The following is a 23,886-nucleotide window of genomic DNA, read 5'->3' as shown; positions in this document are numbered from 1 at the left end:
TTTATAATAAAACTTTACAATATATGATATTTTATATACTATGTTATTTAGTTTATGAATACATAAAAAAGATAATACCCATTTCTATTGAAAGTGAGTATTATCTTTTTTTAGTTACTTTTTATTTGTTTTTTTGCTTATAAAATTAAAGATAAGTCATTATATTCTAATTTTAGCGATATAAATATATCATGATATCATATGTATTATATCATTTTACTATAATTATAATAATTGCATGATATATATAAATTCATGATATTTAATTATCATCAATAAGCCTACCGGATGTCCATAGACGAAAACTTCAAATAAGTCTATTCTAATCTTTGGAGGTTAAATATATGGACAGTACAATTAATAACGCACTAAAACGTAAATTATTCATCATCACGCTGTTATCAGGAACGTTCACCATGTCGATCAGTCAGTCATCCCTATCAACTGCCTATCCGACATTAATGAAGTTCTTCGGTGTTACAGCTCCAACCATTCAATGGCTAACAACTGGCTTCATGTTGATCATGAGTATCATGATGCCGATCAGTCCTTGGCTCTTAAATAATATTTCATTCAAAAAAATATTCTTAGGAGTTGTTGGGATATTCGCAATCGGGACACTAATCATCATCTTGGCACAAAACTTTGCTATGGCAATGCTTGGTAGAGCCTTGGAAGCAATCGGTGTCGGAATTCTCTTCCCATCATTTCAATCGGTTCTTATGACTATCACTCCTGAAGAAGGTCGTGGAACCACGATGGGCTTCGCTGGTTTAGTCATGGGTTCCGCCCTAGCATCTGGACCTATTATTTCAGGTATCGTATTGAACTTCTTACAATGGCAAGGATTATTCGTTATCTTCTTATTGATAATGATTGTGATCTTCATCACTGGTTTAATCTATATCAAGGACGTTATGCCGCGTCACAAAGTAAAACTCGACAGCTTGTCGATCGTCTACTTACTTGGAATCATCGGCTTATTATATGTAGTCAATCAAGCTGGTAGTCAACACAAACTATCAACCAACCTGATAATTTTGCTAGTAGTCAGCTTGATTCTCTCCGCCTTATTTATTCACCGTCAGTTGACTAAAGATGAACCACTACTAGACTTAAAAGTCATGAAGAACTTCAACTTTGACTTATCGGTCTTACTAACTGGATTCTCATATATTTCATTGATCGTTGTTACAATTATTTATCCACTGTATTATCAAAATATCTTGCATACTTCAGTATTGGTATCAGGATTAGCACTAGTTCCACCTGCTATTCTATTAAGCATCTTGAATCCATTAACTGGTAAACTAGCTGACAAGATAGGTTTCAAGAAAACACTGATCTCTGGTATGTCGATGATCGTTATCGGCTGGGTCCTCTTATTCTTCTTAAATATGAAGCTCGGTATCTGGCCAATGATCTTGATTGCTATGTTAATTGAAGGAGGTAATGCCTTCGTCATGATGCCAGCAACTACACTAGGTGGTAATTCATTACCTGAGAGTTTGATCCCCCATGGTACTGCTATTATCACAACCGTACGTCAGTTATTAGGATCGCTTGGAGTTTCACTGGCAACTTTGATTCTAGTAACTGCTAACCAAAACCACGGATTATCAGCTAACCTGGGATTGATCGGTTATCACTATGTCTTTGGTTTCTTCTGTGCAATGGCAATCATTGGTTTTGTCTTCGCTTTGCTTATTAAGAATCAGAAGGATTAACGCCTACGATAAAAAATGATTGAGCTTGCTGTGGGACCGATGTAAGCCTGAGAAGCGGTCTTAAATCTCGATTTTGAACTTCACATAGTTCGTGAATTTTAAAAGTCGCCCTGTGCTGTTAGCTCAATCAATTTTTATCTCCGGCTGATATTTATTTCGTTACACAATATAAAACTAACTTAAAATAGAACCTGAAAACCTAGTCGGAGATTGCAAGATATTATACTGCAGTGAGGGTAGCGTTAGGACGGTGGCCTTCCCGTTCTTACACTACGGACGAGCTTGGAGATTTGCGAAGCAAAGCTTCAAGTCGAAGTTACAGACCGCCTTACGGCTGGAACTGGTCCCCACGGCAGATATAATATCTTGCAATCGGAGACAAACAACCAAAGCCACACAAAAAACTGCAACCCCCAGGTCGCAGTTTTTTGTATTAGAAGTATAATTAATTTCTGGATTATTAATTATGGGGGACTTTATGAATACTCAAAATCGTATTAACAAGAAGACCATCTCAGTAATTTTGCTATTTTTTATCACACTATTTGGTTGGATGATTTGGCAATTTCACTTCAACTATATGATCTCAGGAAGTGATACTTTCTTCCATACTCAACGTGTCTATGAAATCAGACAGGCATTCTTAAATGGAAACTTGCCTGGTTGGTTGAACTTCGATACTTTCTTCTCAGCCGGACAGGCTGTTAATGGAATGTACCCTGACTTCACACTCTGGCCATTTATCTTCGTGACCGACATGTTGTCACCGATCCATCAGATAATTGCTGTCAAAGTTTTAATTGCAGCATTAACATTTATCGTAACCTTTTTGTCACTGAACAAACGATACAATAGTTTCAACTCAAGTATGGCTGCACTTATCTTCACATATTCTGGTGCAGTCCTACGTGACATAACGACGGAATTTCAACCAGGAACAGCAATTGTTCTGGCATTCATTTTTCCTATTCTGTTCACCTTCAAAGATATTATTGAAGACAACAAATTGAATTACACTTTGGCGATCAAATTAGGTTTGCTGATGACAATCGTTATTAACTCCCACTTACTTAGTGCCATCGCTCTATCAATGATTGCCGGAGTATTCTTGATTGTTAAATCAATCAAAGACAAGAATATCAAACCTTGGATCAACTTGATCATTGCTGGAATCATCACAGTTATTCTCTGCATTCCCATCATCTATCGCATAATAACTATTTCTAAAACTGGCTTGCTGGCACCATTTGGTAAGGGTAATATCATTGCCGATCCAATCACGATGCTGTTTACCAATTCAAAATGGAATGCACGTGTCGCCTTTTCAACATTATCAATGATTATTCTGCTGATTGTGTTTGTTGGATTCGATAAGAAAAAAATCAAAAAACTTATGCCCTACATTTTGATTGAAGCACTACTGCTTGTTCTAAGTACTGACATGACACCCTGGGCGATCTTCAACCATGTTCCCGTTATCAACAACTTTCAAGAATCAAGTTGGCGCTTTGCGCTTTTCCTTAGTGTTATTCCCATAATACTATTGTTAGAGAACTTTAAAGAACACGTTAGCCAGTATATTTTGATACTACTCTCTGTGTTGTCACTCTCGGCAGCCACTCAAGTAACTACCAATTATATTTATAATCACGGCAAAGGCCTGGCAACTGTTACAGCTACCTACGATAAGTCAGTTGGATTAAATGAAGATGTTAAATTAACCTCAAGTGGTATCAACAGTGAAACCATTCAACGGACTTTGATTCCTGACTATGCACCGCAGCAAACTGCAATAGAGCCTAATAGCAATGGGCAGGCATTATCATTCGATATTCAAAATAAGTTAAAGAAACATTGGGCAACACAAGGCAATCATGAAATACCTTTAACAAAGACTGCCGCAACTAACAACAGTGTCAGTTACCGTGGAGAACACCTTGAATCAGGAAATTTGGAGTTACCAATATTTGGTTACTCGTCACTGAATTACAATGTCACGGTAAATGGCAAGAATGTTAAATGGACAACTGACAATAAAGGATTCTTAACTATCAACAACGACCATAACTTGAAGACAGCTAATATCTCTATCATCAGTACTTATCCCCATTTATATCCATATATGATTTGGGTATCATTTGTTTTAGTCATCGCTCTAATTGGATATCTGGGTTATCAAAAATTTCACATTTAAATCACTAAATCAAATTCTCCTTTTGAGGATTTGATTTTTTTGTACACGAAAGATTGACAAAAAATCTGATGATGATATTATTACTTTTAAAAGGTGAGTAACTAATCACTTGACGTAATATTTAAATCAGAAGTTAGATTTTTAAAATTGGAAGGTACATACTAATGCGCTCAATTGCAATTATGAAAAGGGTTATCAAAGAACTTCTAAGAGACAAACGGACATTGGCCCTAATGTTCATCGCACCAGTAATTATCCTACTATTATTGAGTTTCATTTTTAACTCCAACGCTTCAACAAATGTTGACGTTGCGACAGTTGGCTTACCCACTTCACTAAACAGTAATCTCAGTAATACTAAGCACGTCGATGTACACAAATACAGTACAAAAAAAGCTGCTAAGAAGGCTCTAAAGGATGAATTGGTCGATGCTATCATCCAAAAGAAAGGCAGCAATTATGATTTAACTTATGCCAATACTGATTCAACAAAAACAGCCGCTGTTAAGCAAATTTTCGGTGCTTCACTGACAAAGACTAATGTCAGCAACCTGAAAAACCAATTGATCACAACTAGTACAACCCTGGCAAAACTTACTGGTCAAACTCCACCAAGTATCTCTTCAAAAACTTCTACTCCTAAAATACATAATCATTATGTCTATGGTGACAAGGACACAGGTTTCTTCGATAAGATTCTGCCAGTTCTAATGGGATTCTTCGTTTTCTTCTTCGTCTTCTTGATCTCAGGTATGGCACTTCTCAAGGAACGTACCAGTGGAACGCTCGACAGACTACTCGCAACACCCGTCAAACGCTCAGAAATCGTTTATGGTTACATGCTCAGTTACGGTATCTTGGCAATCGTCCAAACAATCATTATCGTTGTAGTAACTGTTTGGTTATTAGGAATTGAGGTCAAAGGTAATATCATCTCAGTCATCTTCATCAATCTAATACTGGCTTTGGTTGCCTTAGCATTTGGTATCCTACTATCGACCTTTGCTAAGTCAGAATTTCAAATGATGCAATTCATTCCAATCGTGGTTATTCCCCAAGTCTTCTTCTCAGGAATCATCCCCTTAGACTCAATGGCACATTGTCAGTGATATCTCCTACATTATCCCTATCAAGTATTCTGGCGATGCTGTCTCAGATATCATCATGCATGGAACGGGAATCTTTTCATTATGGCCTCAAATCTTCGTTCTACTAGGGATACTGATCGTACTGACATTCTTAAATATCGTTGGTTTGAAACGTTATCGTAAAGTTTAAAATAAAAAAATGAGATCTCATATGAGGTCTCATTTTTTGGGTTCTACTTTACTATCTGAAACGCGTTTACAAAGGACAACACCCTCCGCTCACTACGCCTAATAGTTTTACTACTCCGTAGTAAAATCAATTAGACTAGGTGATGCTCAGGTGTTACCGTCCTTTGACACGCTCTCTTCTCTAAACTGCTTCTTCAGCCATTTGATTCAACTTACGTAATCGATGGTTGATACCAGACTTAGAGATAGCACCGCTCGGCACCATATCTCCTAATTCCTTCAAAGAAACTTCAGGATTCTCTAATCTCAATACAGCAATCTCACGTAATTTTACAGGTAATGAATCTAAGCCGATCGTACTTTGCAGATGCTTGATATTCTCAACTTGGCGTTCTGCCGCTGCGACAGTCTTATTGATATTAGCGTTCTCGCAGTTGACCAGACGGTTAACTGAATTACGCATGTCACGGACGATACGAATATCTTCAAACTTCAACATAGCATTGGTTGCTCCAACAACTTGCAAGAAGTCCGCAATTTTCTCAGCTTCCTTCAAATACACAATATAACCGTTACGACGTTGCGTAACCCTAGCATTCAAATTAAAATGGTTCATCATCTGTGCAATACCAGCGTTGTGAGATTCATAGAGTGAATAAATCTCCAAGTGATATCTTGACGTCTCAGGGTTATTAACGCTACCAGTGGCCAAGAATGCTCCACGAAGATATGAACGCATACGTTGATCTTCATCGAGGATATCCTCTGGCACATCAGTATTGATCGATAATCCAGTATCATCTAAGATACCAAGATCCTTTAGGACTTTTTCAGTATCATATTTTAAACGAACAAGATATTGATTGTTCTTTTTTAACTTCATTTTTTTACGGACCAATAGTTCTGATTCCATCCCGTAACGCAACTTAATGAGTGAAAAAATCCTACGAGCAATCGCAGGATTCTCCGTTTGCGCTGTCAAAACAAAATGATGGTTCTGCAAACTCAATGAACCATTCATTCTCAGCAAGGCTGATAATTCAACACGTGCATGTTCGGGATGAACTTCTAAACTAGTGAGTTCCTTCTTTACTTCACTTGCATAAGAAGCCACTAGTGTCTCACCTCATTTTTTCTATTTCCAGATTGAAATGCCAAATTCAAAACTTCACGACCAATTTTTTTGCCATCGTGGAAAGCTCCATTATCGTGCAATGATAAGAAGTCATCTTGAATAACGCGGCATCCCATATCTCTCAATGCTTTAAAATCTGGTTTTACTTGACTGATATATTCGTCATACTTCTTGTGATCCATATATCCTTCAGGAATATTACGAGTATTGACAAGTACTGTGTCGATATAATTGCCACCCAAATGTTCATTCAAAACATTGACGTGATCAGCATCGGTGAAACCTTCTGTTTCACCGATCTGCGTCATGATATTACAAATATAAACAACTTCAGCCGGTGTTTGACGAACTGCTTCGCCAAGGTCACTGATCATCAAGTTAGGTAGGATACTTGTAAATAAACTACCTGGTCCAAGGACTACGACATCAGCCTGCATAATCGATGCGACGACTGGTAATAGTGACTTGGGTGTCTCGTCAGGATTGTCTGAATTAGTCACCCAGACACGCTTAACGTGCTTACCTGAATGAGTTATCTCATGCTCACCTGACAAAGTAGTTCCATCAGTGAATTCTGCGTTCAGTGTCAACTTCGTATTGCTGGCAGGATATACTCGACCATCAACACGCATCATCTTAGATAGTTCTTGAACGGCATCAAAGATATTAGGTGACATTTCTGACAAAGCAGCAATGATCAAATTTCCGATCGCATGACCAGAGAAGAAGTCATCGTCACTGTTGAAACGATATTGGAAAACATCCAAATCAACTTTTGGTAAGTCAGATAACGATGCTAAGACGTTACGAATGTCCCCAGGTGGTACGACGTTGATGTAATCTCTCAATACACCAGACGAACCGCCATCATCGGCAACGGTCACGATAGCTGTGATATCAGCATCCTTGTTTCTCAAACTATTCAATACAACTGGTAATCCAGTTCCCCCACCTATAACAACAACCTTTGGACGGCGTCCCTTTACAACACGAACTATCCTATTTGTTGGCATGTTCAATTACCTTCTTTTGAGATTTTTCCATATCACGATGTGTAATATCGACGTAGTAGTTATCATTAAGGTCCATTCCTAGACGTTGGGCAATTGCGACCGAACGGTGTTGACCACCAGTACAACCAATAGCAATCGTCAGGCTGGTTTTGCCTTCCTTCTCATAACCAGGAATTATACTTTTTAATAAATCAGCTAATTTATTATAAAAACTTTCTGTTACTGGATCATCCATGACATAATCATAGACCGGCTTATCCATACCAGTCTTAGTCTTCAGACTCTCCACATAAAACGGATTCTTCAAGAATCTAACATCCATTACGATGTCAGCATCAATTGGCAAACCATATTTGAAGCCAAATGACATAACTTCAATGTGAAATGTCGGTGTACCTGTGCTCTCTTGAAAATTATCAAATATTTCTTCACGAAGTTGTCTTGGTGTTAAATCAGTTGTGTCGATTTCAACTTGAGCACGACTTCTTATTTCTGAAAGCAATTCACGTTCTTTGTGAATACCATCAAGCAGACGCCCTTCCATGGCTAAAGGATGACTGCGACGAGTCTCTTTATAACGTGATACTAATTCTTCATCAGAAGCGTTCAAGAAGAGAATTCTCATATCAACTTTTTGTTGCTTCTCTTGTTCATCTTCGTCCATTTGCGAAATCATTGAGAATATTTCATCGTAGAACGCACGTGAACGAATATCCACAACAAGTGCAACTTTTTTAATAGTTCCAGATTCATGAACTAATTCCCAGAACTTAGGAAGAAGATTTGGTGGCATATTATCAATACAGAAATAACCCAAATCTTCGAAAGACTGCATTGCTACAGTCTTCCCGGCACCACTCATACCGGTTACTATTACCAAACTTTGCATGTCTTTTGACATAGTGCACCTCGCATTCAGATATTAGCATACCACAACATGCCTGGTGTGTCATTTTTAGGCATTAAAAAACTCGACTATTATTAGCCGAGTTATATATTACTTCTTAGATTTTTTAGTAGTTTTCTTTTCAGCTTTTTCTTCAGCATCAACGGTCCGCTTAGTATCACGTTCCAATATTGGCTTCAGATATTGGCCAGTATAACTTTCTTTTACTTCACAAATTTCTTCAGGTGTTCCCGTAGCGACAACTTGACCGCCACCTTCTCCACCTTCAGGACCAAGGTCGATCACCCAGTCAGATGACTTGATAACATCCAGATTGTGTTCGATAACCAACACTGTATTACCTTCATCAACTAAGCGTTGAAGCACGGCTAACAAGCGTTTGATATCATCGGTGTGCAATCCAGTTGTCGGTTCATCCAAGATATAGAAATTATGACCAGCTGACTTCTTGTACAACTCTGAAGCAAGCTTCATACGTTGAGCTTCACCACCAGATAATTGTGTAGCTGATTGTCCCATTGAAACATAGCCAAGACCAACATCAACGATTGTCTGAAGTTTTCGTCTGATCTTTGGAATATTACTGAAGAATTCAAGCGCATCTTCAACCTTCATATCCAAGACTTCAGCGATATTCTTACCTTTGTAAGTAACTTCAAGTGTCTCTGAGTTATAGCGTGTACCATGACAAACTTCACAAGGTACATAAACATCAGGCAAGAAGTTCATTTCAATCTTGATAATTCCATCACCATGCAGTTCTCACAGCGTCCACCCTTGACGTTGAATGAGAATCTGCCCTTTTTATATCCACGAAGTTTGGCTTCATTAGTTTGAGCAAACAAGTCACGAATATCATCGAAGACACCCGTATATGTGGCAGGATTACTTCTTGGTGTACGTCCAATTGGACTCTGGTCAATGGCAATCATCTTTTCAAGTTTGTCATAACCAGTTATCTTCTTGTACTTACCAGGCTTGTGCGAGTTACGATTCATCTTCTGTGCCAAAGCACGTTTAAGAATTGTATTAACTAGAGTCGACTTACCAGAGCCTGATACACCAGTAACTGAAATGAACTTACCAAGTGGGAACTTAACATTGATCTTCTTCAAGTTGTTCTCTTCAGCACCGAATACTTCAACAAAATCACCACTACCAGCTTTGCGCTCAAGTGGAACTTTGATGAACTTCTTACCTGACAAATATTGACCAGTCAGTGACTTGGCACTACGCATTACTTGCTTAGGAGTTCCGGCAGCCACAATCTGACCACCCTTTTCACCAGCACCAGGACCAACATCGATCAAATATCAGCAGCAAGCATCGTATCCTCATCATGCTCGACAACAATCAAAGTATTACCAAGATCACGCATCTTCTTAAGTGAACTGATCAAACGATTATTATCACGTTGATGCAATCCAATTGAAGGTTCATCAAGAATATACATAACACCTGACAAGTTAGAACCAATTTGTGTAGCCAAACGAATACGTTGAGCTTCACCACCAGATAGTGTTCCGGCCGAACGTGACAAAGTTAAATAATCCAATCCAACGTTGATCAAAAATGATAGACGGTCTTTAACTTCCTTCAAAATTGGCTTAGCAATTACGGTATTTTGTTCTCCCAAAGTAATTCCAGTGAAAAATGGAAGTTCCTTTTTAATTGAAAGATTTGATACTTCGGCAATATCTTGGCCACCGACTTTGACAGCCAAAGCCTGACGATTCAATCTCTTACCATGACAAACAGGACATGTAAGTTCAGTCATGTACTTACGCATAACTTCACGTGTGAAGTCACTGTTTGTTTCATGATATCGACGATTGATATTAGGAATCACACCTTCAAAAGGCACATCAACATCACGTACATTACCAAAATCATTCTCATAGTGGAAATGGAAATTTTTGCCATCTGAACCATTGAGAACAATGTTCTTATCACTATCGGATAACTTCTCGAATGGTGTATTCATATCAATCTTAAATTCTTTACATGCTTGTTCAAGCATTTGTGGATAATATTGTGAACTAATTGGATTCCAAGGAAGAATTGCTCCCTCAGCCAAAGTCTTGGATTGGTCAGGAACAACCAAGTCAATATCAACTTCAAGTTTGATTCCCAAACCATCACAATTAGCACAAGCTCCAAACGGTGCATTAAATGAGAATAGACGTGGTTCAAGTTCACCCACGGTAAATCCACACAATGGACAAGCGTTCTTTTCTGAGAAGACCATTTTGTCTTTGCCAATGACATCAATATTCATATAGCCATCTGAAAGACGCAATGCGGCTTCAACAGAATCAAATAGACGTGACTTGATATGATCATTGATAACAATTCTATCGACAACAACATCAATATCATGTTTCTTATTCTTGTCTAACTCTATATCTTCACTGATATCGTGCATCTCACCGTCAACCAGAATTCTGACATAGCCTTGTTTTTGAATCTGAGCTAGAGCTTTTTTATGTTGACCTTTTTTAGCACGAATAACTGGTGAAAGAACTTGCAATTTGGTTTTTTCACCTAGCTTCAATACAGCATCAACCATTTGTTGTGCCGATTGACTAGTGATCACTGTGCCATCATTAGGACAAATTGGCGTACCGACACGAGCCCACAACAGACGCAAGTAATCATTGATTTCAGTAACAGTACCAACGGTCGAACGAGGATTCTTTGAGGTCGTCTTCTGATCGATCGAAATAGCTGGACTTAATCCATCAATTGAATCAACATCAGGCTTATCCATCTGTCCTAAGAATTGACGTGCATACGAAGACAAACTCTCAACATAGCGACGTTGTCCTTCAGCATACAAAGTATCAAATGCCAGTGAACTCTTACCAGAACCTGACAATCCTGTCATTACTACTAACTTATCACGGGGAATCGTGACATCCACATTCTTTAAATTGTGGGCACGTGCTCCATGAATTACGATTTTATCATTTAACATAGTTACTTCATTTCCGCCTTCAAATCTAGAATTGTATCACGTAAATTGGCAGCAGCCTCAAAGTCTAGTTTCTTAGCGGCGGCCTCCATTTGTTCTTGTAAGTTACCAAGTAACTCGTTTTGTTCTTTCTTCGACATATCTTCGAACTTGAGATCATCATCGATTTTTTCAGATTCGGAAGCAGTGTTGTCGACCTTCTGGAACATTGAAATAGCATCACGAATCGGCTTAACGATGGTCTTAGGTGTAATGCCATGTTCTTCATTGAACTTCTCCTGTAACTCACGACGATGCTTTGTTTTAGAGATAGCACCTTCCATTGATTCGGTTACAGAATCAGCGTACATGATAACTTTACCATGTTCATTACGAGATGCACGTCCAATAATCTGAATCAGTGAACGTTCAGCACGTAAGAATCCTTCCTTGTCGGCATCCAAAATAGCGATCAATGAAACTTCAGGCACATCAATCCCTTCACGAAGTAAGTTGATACCAATCAAAACATCGAACTTGCCTAATCGTAAATCACGAATGATCTTAGTACGTTCCAATGTCTTGATATCACTGTGCAAGTACCTAACTTTGATTCCCAAATCTTTGAAGTAATCGGTTAAATCCTCTGCCATCTTCTTAGTCAAGGTCGTGACAAAGACACGCTCATGTTTCTCAACACGATCATTGATCTCACCAACCAGATCATCTATCTGACCCATAATTGGACGTACTTCGATTTTAGGATCAAGCAACCCTGTCGGACGAATAATCTGCGTTGCTAAGTGATCAGTGCGATCCAATTCATATGGACCGGGAGTAGCAGACACGTACAGAATACGATTGACGTGTTTCTCGAATTCTTCTAGCTTCAAGGGACGGTTATCCAATGCACTAGGCAGACGGAATCCATAATTAACCAGCATTTGCTTTCTGGCACGATCACCATTATACATACCACGAACTTGCGGCATAGTAACGTGAGACTCATCAACCATAATATTGAAGTCCTTAGGGAAGAAGTCCAAAAGTGTGAATGGTGGCTCACCTTCGGCACGACCTTCCATGTGACGTGAATAGTTCTCGATACCAGACGTATAGCCCATCTCACGCATCATTTCAATATCATATTCAGTACGTTGTTTGATACGTTGAGCCTCTAAGAGCTTACCCTCTTTGGTAAATGTCGCAACTTGTGTGTCCATTTCTTTTTGGATACGATCAAGCGCATCTTCCATCTTCGAATCACTGATCATAAAGTGAGTTGCTGGGAAAATACCGATATGATCCATTTGACCTTTGATCTCACCAGTCAACGCATCCATTTCGATAATTCGATCGATCTCATCACCAAAAAATTCCACACGAATAGCGTTATCGTCACGTGAAGCTGGAAAAATATCCACAACATCCCCACGCACACGAAAACGTCCACGTTGGAAATCAATATCATTACGTTCAAATTGATTATCAACTAACTTCTCAAGTAAGGCATCACGACCTAATTCTTGACCAACACGTAACGAAATAATACTGTCGGCGTATTCCTTAGGATCACCCAAACCAAAGATACAAGAAACTGACGCCACAACGATAACGTCATTACGTTCCAATAATGAACTAGTTGCTGAGTGACGTAACTTATCGATCTCATCATTGATACTTGAATCCTTCTCAATATAAGTATCACTTGATGGCACATACGCTTCAGGTTGATAGTAATCATAATAACTGACAAAGTATTCAACCGCATTATTAGGAAAGAACTCTTTGAATTCACCATATAACTGACCAGCCAAAGTCTTATTATGTGAAAGAATCAAAGTTGGCTTATTCAAATTCTTAATAACATTTGCCATTGTAAAAGTCTTACCAGTACCAGTTGCTCCCTCAAGTATGACTTCCTTATCGCCAGCCTTGAAATCATTAGTGATCTTATCGATTGCTTGTTGCTGATCCCCCGCTGGTGAATATTTCGAAACCAAATCAAACTTATTATCGTCTACTCTATCTATCAAAAATTCATCCTCCATAAAGCTAAAAAATACACCTAACTCTGTGAATTAGATGTAATTTGCGTTAGGCACAAATATGTGTCTTTATATTAACATATCGAACATACTTTCGCTATGTTTTTACTCATTAGAAGATAGTTTTGGTAAGTATGCAAATATAACCAAACCTATCAAGAAAAGGGTACTCAATGATGCAGCACCGATAGTTGATTTACCAGTCATCTGCGTAACTACACCGACTAATACTGGGCCCATTACAGCTGAGAACTTACCGAGAATATTGTAGAACCCGAAGAACTCACTTCCTGAATTCTTCGGTATCAAACGTCCAAAGTACGAACGGCTCAAAGCTTGAATACCACCCTGACTAGTTCCGACCAAAACCGCCAAGATCCAAAAGTCGATTGTGGAATTTAATTTCAAAGCATACAAACAAATTCCCAAATACAAAATAATACCGATAAAAATTCCGGTTCTGGTTGAAGTCTTGTTAGCTAACCAACCATACAAAATTGAAAACGGAAAGGCCACTAGTTGAACGACTAATAAGACGATCATCAATGTTGTTGTGGTTATCCCCATATCCATGCCGATCGATGTCGCCATCGTAAAGATAGTATCAACACCATCAATATAGAAGAAATAAGCTACCAAAAACCAAGCAACTTTTTTATATTTCTTAATATGTTTCAAAGTTTCCCAAACACGTTTAAAACTAGAAATGATTGGGTGTGCATCAGCTTTGACTGAATACACCTGTTTAACATTTTTGATTAATGGAATATAAAAAATTATCCACCAAATTGCGGCCAAAATAAAACTCCATCTGGCTACTCCAAAACTTGATAGCATTCCAAAGCCACTGGTCAATTGCAATACCAAGAACAGAATAAATGCTAGTACTCCACCCAGATACCCGAAACCATATCCATATGAAGACACCTTATCCATTTCCTTGTTATCAGCCACATCGGTCAAAAAACTATCATAAAAAAGATTCCCACCAGAGTATCCAATTATCGACAGGATATAAACTCCTAAGAGCCACGCCCATTGACTTGTTGGTACCACACTGAGTCCAAATGTCATCAAGACACCGACCAGCGCAAAAATATTTAGCATCCGCTTCTTGTAACCGGGATAATCTGCTAAAGCACCAAGTACTGGCGCCAAAATGGAGACTAGTAACGTTCCAAAACTATTGGCATATCCCCAATAAGCGGTCGAATTAGCGGCGCTAACACCACTATCTTGAGCCACCGCCTTGAAATAAACCGGAAGAACGGCTGTTGTCACGATTATCCCATAACCAGAGTTGGCCCAATCATAGAAGATCCAACTCCACTGCTGTTTATTAAATCTCATTTGATAACTCCTTTAATACATTTACCAGCGAGATCATCTTTGAACTCAAGACCTAATAAACGTGCAAATGTCGGTGCTTCATCGACCAAATCGGCATGTTCAACGGTTTGTCCTACGTTAACCGCGGGACCATTGAAGACGATAGTTGTTTGATAATCAGGCTTATCAGGATCATAACCATGAACACCATGATAACGATCAGGTTGTCCTAATGTATCTGGATCAACTTTTTCCACAACTTCAGGACGACTGCTTTCATCGGTGAAATAATAACCTTCCTTGGCTTCAACCATAAAGGTACAAGCTGGATCAACACCACGCTCAATGGCACGATAACGTGGATAAACTGTCTCAACTCCTTCAATACTGTTGATAAGTTCTGCTAATTCATCTTTGTCATCAAAATTCTGTGTATAAATATAAGTCGAACCGTCACAAGTCTTAGCCATGACACGCCAATCCTTCTCATAAGTCTGATCAGGCTTAGGTGTTAGCCAACCCTTTTGGGCAAACAATGTATTCAAGTGAATCATTGTGTCCACGTTGATCTGATAGTGATCACCAAGAATGACAAAGTTGGTATCATAAAATGTTCCAGCCTTCTTAGTTGCTTCAATAACTTGTTCAACGTGCGCATCTAGTCGATGCAAAGCCTGCATTGCCTCATCTGAACGGACCCCATAACGATGGCGCATACTATCCATGTCAACTAAGTGCAATAGTGTCAAATTAGGTTTCTTATTCTCGATCGTATCGACTGCACACGCCGTAATGAAATCATCCAATTGTGGCTGCTTGATACCATTACGCAGCTTGCCATACTTGTGATTCATCTCTAATAAGAATAACGGTGAACTTGCTTTGAGCGAAACCAAAACTTGATTAGTCCAGATTCGATTAGGAAAAATCTCAGCCAAGTTGTAATTGATCTTGCTTCCGGCTGTGACAGGCCACAAGAAGGCTGCCGTCTTCATCCCTTTTTCACGTGCTAAATCATATAGCGTAGTTGATTTGACGTCCTTCTGATACCAATACCAATCCGGTGAACGTCGTTCGGGTTGAATCTTAGTATTATTGACGATGCCATGGACATTGGGATATTGTCCCGTGATTATCGTTGTGTGTGATGGATAAGTCAGTGTTGGATAAATACCAGTGACTGACTTGACCCAGGTACCGCCATTGACCAATTTATTTAATGTTGGTAACTCTTGTTGATGTTCGCGAATGTCTCTAAATCCTAGTGAATCTAAGGAAATTACGACCATGTGTTGATTTGTTGACAAATTAATCCCCTCGCTCTCATATTCGATATTATAACGCAAGTAAGTGATTGCTTACCAATGTAAATAAAAAATAGACGAATTGCTTCGTCTATTTTGATTACTTCTTAATTTCAATATATTCGTATGCCATACCTGACATAGCAAGTACTAAAACAAAGATTCCTAAGTATAATTCAAGATTACTTCCGGCAACCCCTGTTTGTGGTAATTTGCCTGAATCATTAGTTTGATCAGATGTATCACTTTCCTTTGAAGGAACCGAAGTATCAGTTCCAACACCTGTTCCAGGAACAGCAGGGATCAATGGTTGATCTGGATTAAACGAATTACTTGGGGTACCAAGTGTACTTGGATTATCTGGATTTGCCGGTTGTTCTGGATTCCAAGGTTCTGCTGGAACTCCTGGATTTCCAGGAATAATTGGTGTCTCTGGATTCTCTGGCTCCGTTGGCGTTTCTGGATTTGTTGGAGTAGTTGGTTTATTCGATGTGCCTGGATTCTCTGGGTTCGATGGATTTACGGGTTTTGTTGGTGCTTTAGTATCTGTCATTGAAACCTTAGCAGTTTCACCTGCAACAATTGGAAACTCAACAGATTTCGTATTCAACTCGTATCCTTCAGGTGCCTTTGTTTCGACAAAACTATATTTACCCGGTTTTAATCCAGCAACATTCAATTGCCCATTTACGTCTGTAATATAGTTGCCGGTTACTTCATTACCCTTGCTGTCTAATAGCTTGAACTCTGCACCTTGTAACACTTTATTAGTGGAAGCATCACTTTTGGTCAAAGTTACACTACCAGTTGAATCTGTTGGTGTGGTTGTCCCACCACCACTGCCAGATGTTATTTTATAATCAATCATTTTAACTGTTCGAGTAGGAGTATCTTTATCGATTGTAAAGGTAATCGGTGTTGCATCTTTCTTATAATTATCCGGTGCTTTAGTTTCAACAAACTGATAATCTCCAAACTTAAGATTATTAATTGTGATTTGTCCATTAGAATCAGTTACTTTTGGATCACCGACTTTAGTTCCATCTTCTTTTTCAAGTTGGAAAGTTGCTCCGGAAAGTAATGCCTTAGTATCTGAATCTGTTTTGGTCAAGGTTACACTACCTGATGTTATCTCTTGATCGGACATTGAAACATTTGCATCAGTACTACTATCACTTATTTTGAAAGATACTGGCTTAATACTCTTCTCATAACCCGCAGGAGCACTGGTTTCAACAAACTGATAGTTGCCATATTCTAGGTTATCTATTTTGATTTGCCCATTAGCGTCAGTCGATTGTGGGTCACCAATAGTATTCATATATCCGTTGTCACCTATTTTTTCCAATTGGAACGATGCACCAGAAAGTGGTGTTTTAGTATCTGGTCCCGTTTTAGTTAAAGTCACCCTACCTAGATCCGCCCGCTTTGTATCTTCCATACCAATACTTTGAGGTTCAGATTGATTCTTTTCAACGGTAAAAGTCCGTTCTGTATTGTTTAAACTGTACCCACTAGGAGCAGTAATCTCTTTCAAAGAATAATTTCCCGGCTTTAGATATTTTAATGAAATTTGACCATTTTCATTAGTTGTTAAATGGTTATTTAAAATATTTCCATTTTCATCTAATAATTCAAAAACTGCCCCAGATAGAACTTTATTATTATCTTCAGAATCAACCTTTGTTAAGGTTACAGTTCCATTATTGCCAGTTACTATAAAGCTACCACCGTGTAACACAGGGGAATTAGCCTGAACATCTCCAACCGCATATGACATTACCTTACCTTGAGAATTTACAACATTATCATTATGACTAACAGAGTAATTGTACCAAACATAGTCCCCGTCGGCCAAAAGACTATCTTGATTAGTAAACTCTGTTCTGTATAAAAGTGATATTTTTTTACTAATTGTTGAATCAAATGTCATTTTGAATTCTGTATCGTCATCATTATATTCAATTTTATATGGAACCTGTTCTTTGCCATCATCTGATGTAACACTCATACTATTTTCAATAAACTTTTGATTGTCAGCAACATGATCCGTTAGCGTTTCATTGGTAACAGTATAATTATGTACATTTAAACCAATATTCCAATACAATTCATGTGGAACCTTGTTAGCATCGGTTGCAGCTTCATTAATCCAACCATGTTTAGATGAAAAAATTCCATCGTCACTATCGTCTCCTGTGCCTGTCCCAGAACCTGAGCCAGAACCTGAATCCCCTCCTGATCCGGAACTACTACCAGAATTATCTACACCGGTTGCATCAAAAGTTAAAAGGCCACTTATTCCAGTATTATACTTAGATATATTATCATTAAAGGTTATTGTACCTTCATGTGAATTATATGGAATGACAGCTTCACCTACCGTAAGTCCAGTAGTAGTACCATCATACATCTTAGCAGGAATAACATACGGATTACCTTCCCCACTATTAAACTGTGCATTAACATTCTGTGGTATTGTAAAATTAATGGTGTCCCCAGGTTTTACCACTGTCCCATCAGGAATACTCCAATCATATTTAACTTTTAAAGATAAATAATTTGAAAGGTTTTGCTTATTTGTTACATCATTCGTACCATCCCATATTTGAGCTTTATCAGCCGGCAATGTCTGAAGTACATCTGCATAACTAATAGTACTAGTAGCAAAAAAGTTTGCCACCAAAGACAAACCAAAAACAAATAGCAATAAAATTGCTGATAATTTCTTATGTTTTGTAATCCGATCCATAATAATTCCCCCTGATAATCATAACTATAATTATATCGCATTATATACATAAAAAATAAAAAGTAGGATTCATCTTAATGATGATTCCTACTTTTTTAATTTTTCTTAATATTATTCCCAGCTCTCGATAACTTTGGCGAAACCGTCTAATTTGGCAGCAGCGTGGTCATCGCTATCGCTAGTGATTCCAATATAGAATTTCATCTTTGGTTCGGTACCTGATGGACGAATTGCCACCCATGTGCCATCTTCCAAGATAAACTTCAATGCATCAGCTGTTGGTAAGCCTGTTTCTTTAGTACTTTCAGCAGTCTTATCTGTTTGATTCAAGTAATCAAGTGATTCAACGACCTTCACATCGTTGATCTCTTTTATACCTTCTTCACGGAATTGTTTCATGATAGCTTTCATTCTATCTTTGCCAGAGATTCCCTCGAATGTCTTCGAAATAGTCTTCTCACGATAATATCCGTATTCAGCATATAAGTCTTCCAAGGCATCATAGATAGTCTTACCCTTGAACTCGTAGTAAGCAGCAGCTTCAGCTAACAAAATAGTTGATTGCATAGCATCCTTATCACGAACAAATGGTTTAACCAAATATCCATAACTCTCTTCGAATCCGAATAAGAATTCATGGCTACCAGTATCTTCAAAGTTTTGAATCTTTTCAGCAATATACTTGAATCCAGTTAGGACATCGTACATTTTAACGCCATATTTATTAGCAATGGCCGTAGCTAATTCTGATGAAACAATTGATTTAACAACCGCACCATTAGCTGGCAATGTTCCGAGTTCTTTCTTAGCATTCAACAAATAGTTAAGCAGAACAGATGCAATTTGATTACCTGTCATCAACTTGTATGAACCATCTGGTTGACGAACGGCAGCACCTAATCTGTCAGCATCTGGATCAGTTGCAATCAAGATATTAGCACCGATCTTCTTACCCTTTTCGATTGCCAAATCAAATGTTTGAGCAAATTCAGGATTAGGGAATGGTGTTGTTTCGAATTCAGGGTCAAGGATGGCTTGTTCAGTTACCATTGAGAAGTTTTCGAAACCAAGTTTTTGGAAGATTCTTGGAGCAATCATCTTACCTGTACCATGAAGTGGTGTGTAGACGAAGTTCATCTTATTACCAACATTCTTGATTAGATCATGATTTACAACAACTGTATCTAGCTTATCCAAGTAGTTCAGATCAATATCTTCACCAATCAATGTCAATAACTTGTCAGCACGTAATTCTTGAACTGATTTTGTCTTGATTGCAAACAAGTCACTAGCTTTGCGTGCAAAACTAGTAATGTTATCTGATTCAGCAGGTGGCATTTGTCCACCATCGGGACCATAAATTTTGAATCCATTATATTGCTTAGGATTATGACTTGCGGTAATCATAATTCCGGCATATGTAGGAATACTTCTAACTGCAAAAGATAGTTCTGGAGTTGGACGCAAACTATCAAAGACATAACTGTGAATCCCATGAGCTCCAAGAACCTTAGCTGATTCATAAGCAAAGTCTTGTGAGTGATAACGCGAATCATAACTGATTGCAACACCTCGTGACTTCTTATCATCATCAAGTGTATCCATGAATGAGGCCAATCCTTCAGCAGCCTGACGAACAGTATAAATGTTCATACGGTTGATTCCAGGTCCGATCAATCCACGCATTCCTGCTGTACCAAATTCCATTGGCGCATAGAATGCTTCTTCACATGCATCAGAATCTTTTTGTAATTCAACTAATTGAGACTTTAATTCAGGATCTAGTTCCTTATAATCTAGCCATTTTTGTACTGTTTCTTGCCAAGACATTAAACTGTCCTCCTACTAATTTGTAAGTACTTACACATTTTTATTATAACAATAAAAGTTAAACAGAACTTAAAATCCACACAAAAATAACCCGCTACTGTGATAACGAGTTACTTTTTTTTAAATTGCTTCACAACTTATTATGCAGTTGACTGTTGTTCCATAGTAATCTGCTAATCTTATTAAGGTTTCGATATCAGGTACTCGAATCCCAGTTTCGTAATGAGAGAGTGTTGTCACATCAATATGTAAAACTTCGGCAACTTGTTTTTGAGTTACTCCATATTTTTGACGGAGTAATTTTAAATTAGTGTGAATATTCAATTCAGAATCTTGATATACCTGATTACTCTCGTTTATAAATTCGCGCATATAAAACACTCCAATCCTTATCTTTAATTCATAACATATTATATGTTTAAACATGTTAAAAGTGAAGTCAATTTAAGCAAAAATATTTTAATAATTCTGGGTATAAAAAAAGAGTGGAACATGTCCACTCTAATTAACACTATTAAGCTGTAACTTTGTCACCTAATGTTTGGATATAGTTGAATGCTTCTTGCCCAGCAATTCCACCTTCTCCAACGGCTGTAGCGATTTGGCGTAAGTCTTTCTTACGTACATCCCCAATAGCATAAACACCAGGTACTTTTGTCTCCATGTGAGTAGTTGTATCGATCCAACCATTTTCGTCAAGAATACCTAAGCTCTTGAATGGTTCTGTCATTGGTTCAATACCAACATAGATGAAGGCTCCACTGGCAGGAACAACATGTTCGTCACCAGTTTTCTTATCGATATAACGAACGCCGCCAACTTTACCATCTTTTTCAACGATTTCTTTGACATCAGCGTTCCATACAAACTTGATCTTATCATTCTTAAAAGCACGATCTTGAAGAATCTTCTGTGCGCGTAATTGATCACGACGGTGAATAATTGTAACTGAGCTAGCTAATTGAGTTAAGTAAACTCCCTCTTCAACAGCTGAATCTCCACCACCAACAACAGCAACATCCTTGCCTTTGAAGAAAGCACCATCACATACGGCACAGTATGAAACTCCGCGACCTGAGAGTTCTTCCTCACCAGGTACACCGATCTTCTTATATTGTGAGCCAGTGGCAATGATTACGACTTTTGCTTCATAATCACCGTCATCAGTATGAACGATCTTAGTCGTTCCTTTATCCTCTACTGATTCAACAGCACCATAACCGAAGTCTGCACCAAAACGAGTTGAAGAATTATACATCTTCTCACTCAAGTCTGGTCCCAAGATAGAATCAAATCCAGGATAGTTTTCGATTTCAGCAGTGTTGTTCATTTGACCACCATAAATCCCGCGGTCAAGGATCATTACTGACAAATTAGCTCTTGATGCGTATAGAGCGGCAGTTAAACCACCAGGTCCAGCACCAATGACTACTACGTCATATGTTTTCATTAATAGTACCTCCTCTTGCGTAATTCCGCAGATAAGCAAACATACGTACTTATCTGTATCAACTTTTAAAATCTTACCATTTTAAAAATAAATATCCATTATTTTGCCTCAACATACCATGGCAACTTAAAAACATTTCGTCTTCGATAGATGAGAATACTTATCGCAGCAACGAATAAAACGACTGACAAGACCTGTGAAACTCGAATGCCAGGCATAATATAAAGGCTATCAGTTCTCATTCCTTCAACAAAGAATCTAACTGCCGGATACCAAATCAAGTATGAAAGGAAAACCTCACCCTGTTTTAACAATTGTTTACGATGACGAATAGCCAGAATAATTATCAAACCGATCAAATTGAAAAATGATTCGTACAAAAATGTTGGTTGACGATAAGCCCCATTAATATACATCTGTTCGATAACAAAATGTGGTAAGTGTATTGATTGCAAAAAACTTAAGCTAGTTTTGGCACCGAAGGCCTCTTGATTCATAAAATTGCCCCAACGACCGACAATCTGACCAAGCAACACTGATGGTGCAGCGATGTCTAACATTAACCAGACTGAAATTCCACGCTTCTTGCACAATACATAGAGCACAATAGCAGCGGCAATAAGTCCACCATAGATGGCAATTCCACCGTGCCAAATCTTGATGATCTCACCTGGATTGGCCAGATAGAATGGTAATTCAAAAACTACATAATACAAACGTGCACCGACAAGTCCGATGGGAACGCCCCACAAGACTAGATCCAAGATATTATCAGGATCGATACCACGCTTCTTGGCTTCAGACATTGCCATTATAACTCCGACCAAAGCACCCATGGCAATGATTATTCCATACCAATGAATCTCTAATCCACCTAGATTAAAGGCGATGGGATTTAATGCTAATAAACTCATTTGTTACCCTCTTCATTTTGAGTATTTTCCTTAATAAGTGAACCAAGGTTTTCTTCGAACTTCTTAGTTGCATCGTAACCCATATTCTTGGCACGGAAGTTCATGGCTGCGACTTCAATAATAATAGAAATATTACGACCAACTTTAACGGGAACCGTTATTTGTGGAACTTGAACATCAAAGATCGGACGATTATCTTCCATCGAACCGAGACGATCATAGTTCTTATCTGGTGACCAATCTTCTAGATTAATGATAAGTGAAATCTTACTTTCTGAACGTACGGCACCAGCACCGAATAAGTTCATAACATCGATGATCCCGATACCACGTATTTCAAGTAAATGATTCAAGATCTTAGGTGCTTCACCAACGATAGTCTTTTCATCTTGTTGATACACGTCAACACGATCGTCCGCAATCAAACGGTGACCTCTCTTAACTAGTTCCAAAGCAGTTTCACTCTTACCAATACCAGAATGACCAGTTAACAGAATTCCGATACCGTAGACATCAACAAGTACACCGTGGATCGATTCTCTGGGTGCTAATCGTTGATCAAGATATTCCGTGACCATACTTGAAAGTCTAGTTGTTGGTAATTCTGAACCAATAACTGGTACTTTGTGTTCTTTAGCAGCACGCAATAATTCCGCACTAGGCTTGATATCACGTGATATCAACAATGCTGGTGTATCTTCACGACATATCTCCAACATGACCTTATAACGATTATTAGCCGTCATAGAATGTGAATAAGCCGACTCAGTTTGTCCAAATAATTGCACACGTTCACTTGGATAATAATCAAAATACCCAGTCAATTCGATACCAGGACGTGAAATATCGCTGGTAGTCACTCGCTTAGTGTCCAAAAGTTCTTTGCCACCATAAACCTTCAGATCATTTTCTTTAACTAATTCAGATACCGTAACAAAACTTGTCATATAGCAACCCTCACTAATTTTTATTCTTAACTTTAATTCTATCATTTTAAGGTTGATAAAAGAATTGAGCTGAATCAAGAAAACAAAAAAGGCACGTCTTTTTTAG

At 38.3% G+C, this 23,886-nt stretch carries 14 protein-coding genes and 2 pseudogenes; 3 read left to right on the top strand and 13 right to left on the bottom strand.

Annotation, left to right across the window (positions count from 1 at the left end; all coding sequences use genetic code 11):
- Window positions 1-344: 344 nt before the first annotated feature.
- From JCM14932_RS01310 to JCM14932_RS14145, 3 genes and pseudogenes are all read left to right on the top strand, one after another.
- On the top strand, window positions 345-1,727 hold the full coding sequence (locus tag JCM14932_RS01310) for a DHA2 family efflux MFS transporter permease subunit (protein ID WP_034542314.1): 1,383 nt from the start codon (window positions 345-347) through the stop codon (window positions 1,725-1,727).
- A gap of 478 nt (window positions 1,728-2,205) precedes the next feature.
- Window positions 2,206-3,921 carry a putative glycosyltransferase family protein gene (locus tag JCM14932_RS01305; protein WP_025023263.1) on the top strand — a complete coding sequence of 572 codons (1,716 nt, stop codon included), beginning with the start codon at window positions 2,206-2,208 and terminating at the stop codon, window positions 3,919-3,921.
- 164 nt (window positions 3,922-4,085) lie between these two features.
- A pseudogene (locus JCM14932_RS14145) lies at window positions 4,086-5,199 on the top strand (ABC transporter permease).
- A gap of 180 nt (window positions 5,200-5,379) precedes the next feature.
- Here the strand turns inward: JCM14932_RS14145 and whiA are convergent.
- From whiA to hprK, 13 genes and pseudogenes are all read right to left on the bottom strand, one after another.
- Complete coding sequence (whiA, locus tag JCM14932_RS01295; protein ID WP_025023262.1) at window positions 5,380-6,312, bottom strand: DNA-binding protein WhiA; 933 nt, start codon at window positions 6,310-6,312, stop codon at window positions 5,380-5,382.
- Entirely contained in the window at window positions 6,312-7,346 is a 1,035-nt protein-coding gene (gene mgfK, locus JCM14932_RS01290) for a gluconeogenesis morphogenetic factor MgfK (protein WP_025023261.1), read from the bottom strand. Before mgfK ends, whiA begins: the two co-directional genes overlap by 1 nt.
- Window positions 7,333-8,247, bottom strand: a complete 915-nt coding sequence (gene rapZ / locus JCM14932_RS01285; protein ID WP_025023260.1) for an RNase adapter RapZ — start codon at window positions 8,245-8,247, stop codon at window positions 7,333-7,335. The genes mgfK and rapZ overlap by 14 nt, the downstream gene beginning before the upstream one ends.
- Before the next feature lie 96 nt (window positions 8,248-8,343).
- Window positions 8,344-11,230: pseudogene (gene uvrA / locus JCM14932_RS14140) on the bottom strand (excinuclease ABC subunit UvrA).
- A 2-nt stretch (window positions 11,231-11,232) separates the two neighbouring features.
- The gene (uvrB, locus tag JCM14932_RS01275; RefSeq protein WP_025023259.1) at window positions 11,233-13,242 is read right to left on the bottom strand and encodes an excinuclease ABC subunit UvrB; all 2,010 of its coding nucleotides are present in this window, start codon (window positions 13,240-13,242) and stop codon (window positions 11,233-11,235) included.
- Between the two features lie 117 nt (window positions 13,243-13,359).
- Window positions 13,360-14,604, bottom strand: coding sequence for an MFS transporter (locus JCM14932_RS01270; RefSeq protein WP_025023258.1), 1,245 nt, complete (start codon window positions 14,602-14,604; stop codon window positions 13,360-13,362).
- Window positions 14,601-15,890: an alkaline phosphatase family protein gene (locus tag JCM14932_RS01265; RefSeq protein ID WP_025023257.1), complete on the bottom strand. Its 1,290-nt coding sequence runs from the start codon at window positions 15,888-15,890 to the stop codon at window positions 14,601-14,603. The genes JCM14932_RS01270 and JCM14932_RS01265 overlap by 4 nt, the downstream gene beginning before the upstream one ends.
- 97 nt (window positions 15,891-15,987) lie before the next feature.
- Window positions 15,988-18,639: a SpaA isopeptide-forming pilin-related protein gene (locus tag JCM14932_RS16450; protein WP_025023256.1), complete on the bottom strand. Its 2,652-nt coding sequence runs from the start codon at window positions 18,637-18,639 to the stop codon at window positions 15,988-15,990.
- Between the two features lie 111 nt (window positions 18,640-18,750).
- Window positions 18,751-20,469, bottom strand: a complete 1,719-nt coding sequence (locus JCM14932_RS01255) for a phospho-sugar mutase (protein WP_025023255.1) — start codon at window positions 20,467-20,469, stop codon at window positions 18,751-18,753.
- Between the two features lie 120 nt (window positions 20,470-20,589).
- The gene (locus JCM14932_RS01250) at window positions 20,590-20,841 is read right to left on the bottom strand and encodes a helix-turn-helix domain-containing protein (RefSeq protein ID WP_051528045.1); all 252 of its coding nucleotides are present in this window, start codon (window positions 20,839-20,841) and stop codon (window positions 20,590-20,592) included.
- Window positions 20,842-20,983: 142 nt separating this feature from the next.
- Window positions 20,984-21,919, bottom strand: coding sequence for a thioredoxin-disulfide reductase (trxB, locus tag JCM14932_RS01245; RefSeq protein WP_025023253.1), 936 nt, complete (start codon window positions 21,917-21,919; stop codon window positions 20,984-20,986).
- A gap of 98 nt (window positions 21,920-22,017) precedes the next feature.
- Entirely contained in the window at window positions 22,018-22,833 is an 816-nt protein-coding gene (gene lgt / locus JCM14932_RS01240) for a prolipoprotein diacylglyceryl transferase (protein WP_025023252.1), read from the bottom strand.
- Window positions 22,830-23,780: an HPr(Ser) kinase/phosphatase gene (hprK, locus tag JCM14932_RS01235; RefSeq protein WP_025023251.1), complete on the bottom strand. Its 951-nt coding sequence runs from the start codon at window positions 23,778-23,780 to the stop codon at window positions 22,830-22,832. The genes lgt and hprK overlap by 4 nt, the downstream gene beginning before the upstream one ends.
- Window positions 23,781-23,886: the final 106 nt, after the last annotated feature.

The sequence above is a fragment of the Companilactobacillus nodensis DSM 19682 = JCM 14932 = NBRC 107160 genome, assembly GCF_000615905.1.
Classification (GTDB): domain Bacteria; phylum Bacillota; class Bacilli; order Lactobacillales; family Lactobacillaceae; genus Companilactobacillus; species Companilactobacillus nodensis.
This window is presented reverse-complemented; position numbering and strand designations above follow the sequence as displayed.

Coding starts and splice junctions, on each gene's coding strand:
- JCM14932_RS01270 (WP_025023258.1), bottom strand. CDS start 14,604: ATGAGATTTAATAAACAGCAGTGGAGTTGGATCTTCTATGATTGGGCC.
- trxB (WP_025023253.1), bottom strand. CDS start 21,919: ATGAAAACATATGACGTAGTAGTCATTGGTGCTGGACCTGGTGGTTTA.
- hprK (WP_025023251.1), bottom strand. CDS start 23,780: ATGACAAGTTTTGTTACGGTATCTGAATTAGTTAAAGAAAATGATCTG.
- JCM14932_RS01255 (WP_025023255.1), bottom strand. CDS start 20,469: ATGTCTTGGCAAGAAACAGTACAAAAATGGCTAGATTATAAGGAACTA.
- rapZ (WP_025023260.1), bottom strand. CDS start 8,247: ATGTCAAAAGACATGCAAAGTTTGGTAATAGTAACCGGTATGAGTGGT.
- JCM14932_RS16450 (WP_025023256.1), bottom strand. CDS start 18,639: ATGGATCGGATTACAAAACATAAGAAATTATCAGCAATTTTATTGCTA.
- mgfK (WP_025023261.1), bottom strand. CDS start 7,346: ATGCCAACAAATAGGATAGTTCGTGTTGTAAAGGGACGCCGTCCAAAG.
- lgt (WP_025023252.1), bottom strand. CDS start 22,833: ATGAGTTTATTAGCATTAAATCCCATCGCCTTTAATCTAGGTGGATTA.
- JCM14932_RS01305 (WP_025023263.1), top strand. CDS start 2,206: ATGAATACTCAAAATCGTATTAACAAGAAGACCATCTCAGTAATTTTG.
- JCM14932_RS01250 (WP_051528045.1), bottom strand. CDS start 20,841: ATGCGCGAATTTATAAACGAGAGTAATCAGGTATATCAAGATTCTGAA.
- JCM14932_RS01310 (WP_034542314.1), top strand. CDS start 345: ATGGACAGTACAATTAATAACGCACTAAAACGTAAATTATTCATCATC.